The organism is Rhodococcus sp. NCIMB 12038, from assembly GCF_002165735.1.
Lineage (GTDB): Bacteria > Actinomycetota > Actinomycetes > Mycobacteriales > Mycobacteriaceae > Rhodococcus_F.
Genome location: NZ_NHML01000075.1, coordinates 1 through 2,577, shown reverse-complemented (window position 1 = coordinate 2,577; position 2,577 = coordinate 1). Strand labels below are relative to the sequence as shown.

At 67.4% G+C, this 2,577-nt stretch carries 5 protein-coding genes; 2 read left to right on the top strand and 3 right to left on the bottom strand.

Annotated elements, in window-relative coordinates:
- Positions 1–233: 233 nt before the first annotated feature.
- From CA951_RS41880 to CA951_RS43735, 3 genes are all read right to left on the bottom strand, one after another.
- Complete coding sequence (locus CA951_RS41880) at positions 234–716, bottom strand: hypothetical protein (protein WP_087562447.1); 483 nt, start codon at positions 714–716, stop codon at positions 234–236.
- On the bottom strand, positions 713–940 hold the full coding sequence (locus CA951_RS43740; RefSeq protein WP_179220526.1) for a tyrosine-type recombinase/integrase: 228 nt from the start codon (positions 938–940) through the stop codon (positions 713–715). Before CA951_RS43740 ends, CA951_RS41880 begins: the two co-directional genes overlap by 4 nt.
- 297 nt (positions 941–1,237) lie before the next feature.
- Entirely contained in the window at positions 1,238–1,474 is a 237-nt protein-coding gene (locus CA951_RS43735; RefSeq protein WP_212556240.1) for a site-specific integrase, read from the bottom strand.
- Here CA951_RS43735 and CA951_RS45310 point away from each other — a divergent pair.
- The gene (locus CA951_RS45310) at positions 1,428–1,883 is read left to right on the top strand and encodes a helix-turn-helix transcriptional regulator (RefSeq protein WP_218780576.1); all 456 of its coding nucleotides are present in this window, start codon (positions 1,428–1,430) and stop codon (positions 1,881–1,883) included. The two genes, CA951_RS43735 and CA951_RS45310, sit on opposite strands and share 47 nt — an antisense overlap.
- A gap of 129 nt (positions 1,884–2,012) precedes the next feature.
- Entirely contained in the window at positions 2,013–2,507 is a 495-nt protein-coding gene (locus tag CA951_RS41865) for a hypothetical protein (RefSeq protein WP_141216884.1), read from the top strand.
- The last annotated feature ends 70 nt before the right edge of the window (positions 2,508–2,577 follow it).

Sequence of the window (2,577 nt, the reverse complement as noted above, 5' to 3'; positions counted from 1 at the left end):
CCAGCCCTGACTCGCGCACCAGGCGCGGGAACACGGTGCTGACGTTGTCGCGCAGCAGCCTGTTCCTGTTGTGGAAATGAAAAAGCTTGTGCTGCTTCGTGGGTGGTGATGTTGTCGTCCGCCGCGACGGTATCGTCGTGCGTCACGGCGGTGGGCGTAGGCGGCGAGCGCCTCGACGGTGCTCGGGTGCGCGGGGATTTGGCGGGACTTGCCGTACTTGCTGTTTCGGATGGTCAGCAAACCCTGTTGGAGGTCCACGTCGTCGCGATCGAGGCGGACCGCCTCCCCTCTCTCATGCCGGTGACGGCGACGAGCCCGATCAGGGTCTGATAGGTGTCCGCGCGATGCATGGTAGGCAGGCGACCTGCCGCCCTGAGGAGCTCGGCGATGTCATTTTCGGTGTAGATGTAGGACACGACCCGGTGACTGGGCGCGGGGATCAGACCAGCAGGGGGAATCTCGGTGGCCGGATCAAACGCGCTGAGGTAACGGGCGAAGGCTCGGACGGTGCTCAGCCTGACCGCCCACCACATGCGCTTTGCACTCGATGGTTGCTTGGCCCAGTCCACGGCATGGTTGATCGTCAGGTGCTCGGCGCCGATGATGTCCAGGTAGGCCACGAACTGTGCGAGCATCTGGCCTTGGTAGGCGAGTTTGTAGCCCATGGCGCGGCGGGTGGCCAGGTATTCCGCTGCCGCGCTGCGATAGTCGGTCATCGGTCACCACCCGGCCAGGGCGTGGCGAGGTCGCGCAGAGCCAGATGATCGACCTTGGCGTAGATCGCCGTGGTCGCGACGGTGCGGTGGCGCAACACTTCCGCCACCTCGAAAAGCGAGGCGCCCGTCTGCAGCAGTTGCGTCCCGGCCGTGTGGCGAAGACGGTGGGAGCCGAAGCTGCCCAGCCCGGCACGTTCGCTCGCGGCCCGCGCTACCTCGCTCACCCCGTCTGGGGTCAGCCCGCGGAGCGGGGCGCACGTTCCTCGGTGCGGCCCTGCCGCGCACGACGATTTCGCCGGTCCACCAGTCGATGTCGTCCAGGCGAAGCCCGGACACCTCGGCGGCGCGTAGCCCGAGCCGCACGAGCAGCAGCAAGATCGCGTAGTCGCGCCGCCCGAGCGGGCGCCGCCGGTCGCCGCTGGATAGCAACGCCGCGACCTGCGTCGAGGTCAGGCCGCGGGGCAGCGTGGCGCCGCTCCACCGCGCCACCGACGGGACCGCGCCCACCAGCGACACGCTGATCAACCCCTGACCAGGGCGAAGCCAAGGAACGACCGCAGCCCGGTAGCGATGCGTTCGGCTCCTCGGGTGCTGACCTGCCGACACTGCGAGGTCATGAATTCGCTCACGTCGGCAGCACTCAGCTCGTGCAGTTCGTGGACCGGGTGGGCTGCCAGGAACAGCGTCACGACCCGCACGTAGTTGGCTGCCGTGTGGCTCGATGACCTGGACAAGATCTGCGCCGCGCTCGACTGCACGGTCGCCGACCTCCTGGAAGCCGAGCCCCTCGCGGCCACGACGAGCACGGACAGCATGTCGGCCGGGCCGTCGGAAGAGGGGGCGAACTCGCGCGGCCGACGCCCCGGCGAGGCAGAGCACGACGATCGCTACCACCAAACTGACCCGTGGCATCCGGCGGAAAGAACTGGCCGATCGCGCAGTGCCCAATCTGTTTGGGCTGGGGCGAAAGACGGCAATACACTACCTGCGCCGCCTGCGCGAAGTGGCGACAAACGTTCCCGAAACGCGAGGCCTGCCGGCGTTGCGGGCATCACAACCATGTCAACAACGACGGACTCTGCCGCTCCTGCCTACAGATCTTGCGCCTCGACGATCCGAGTTGGATGCTCGACCCGACACCCGGGCGGCCGGTGCAACTCGCCCTGATCCTTCCAGGACTGCGGTTCCCTAGGGCTAGTCCACTTGTTCTACCTGCGAAGGGGAAGAAACCCAAGTGCGGCAAAGGGAAAGACCCTCCGCGACGCAGCGTCGTTCCCGAAACCAAGGCGAAGGCTCATGCAGCGCACCCCTACGTCAGCGGTATCGCCTCACCTGGTCGACCCCACGCAAGCCGTGCTGTTCGATGCCCGTCGTGACTGGCGATGCTTCACCGTCGGCTCCTCGCAGACGCTGCCCACGCTCACCCCGGCCGCCGAAGCGCTGCTCGAGGAATTCGAGCGACACGCACGCAAACACGGGTGGAACGCGAGTCCCCGGAACAGCGCAGCCATGACCCTGCGGATCCTGCTGGGCTGGCTCGGTGCCGAGGCCCCCATCCACGAAGCTGACATTCGCGCGGTCGCCGACCACCGGCGCAACGCCGGCATCCGACGAGTCCTGCAGTTCCTCGACGGTCACGGCATGGTCATCGCCGACCCCGCCCGCCGGGGCGAGGCGACCGAGCGAGCGGTCGAGCAGCGCATCGCCGCCCTCCCCGACACCATCGCCGAGGAGATGGGCTGCTGGGTTCGAGTTCTTCGGGGTGAAGGACGCCGGCCGCATCCACCGTAAATGCATGAGCTCACGCGGGTTCCGGCATTTCCGTCGCCGAGAATTGGCGAACCCGCGCGCTTTCGTCTCC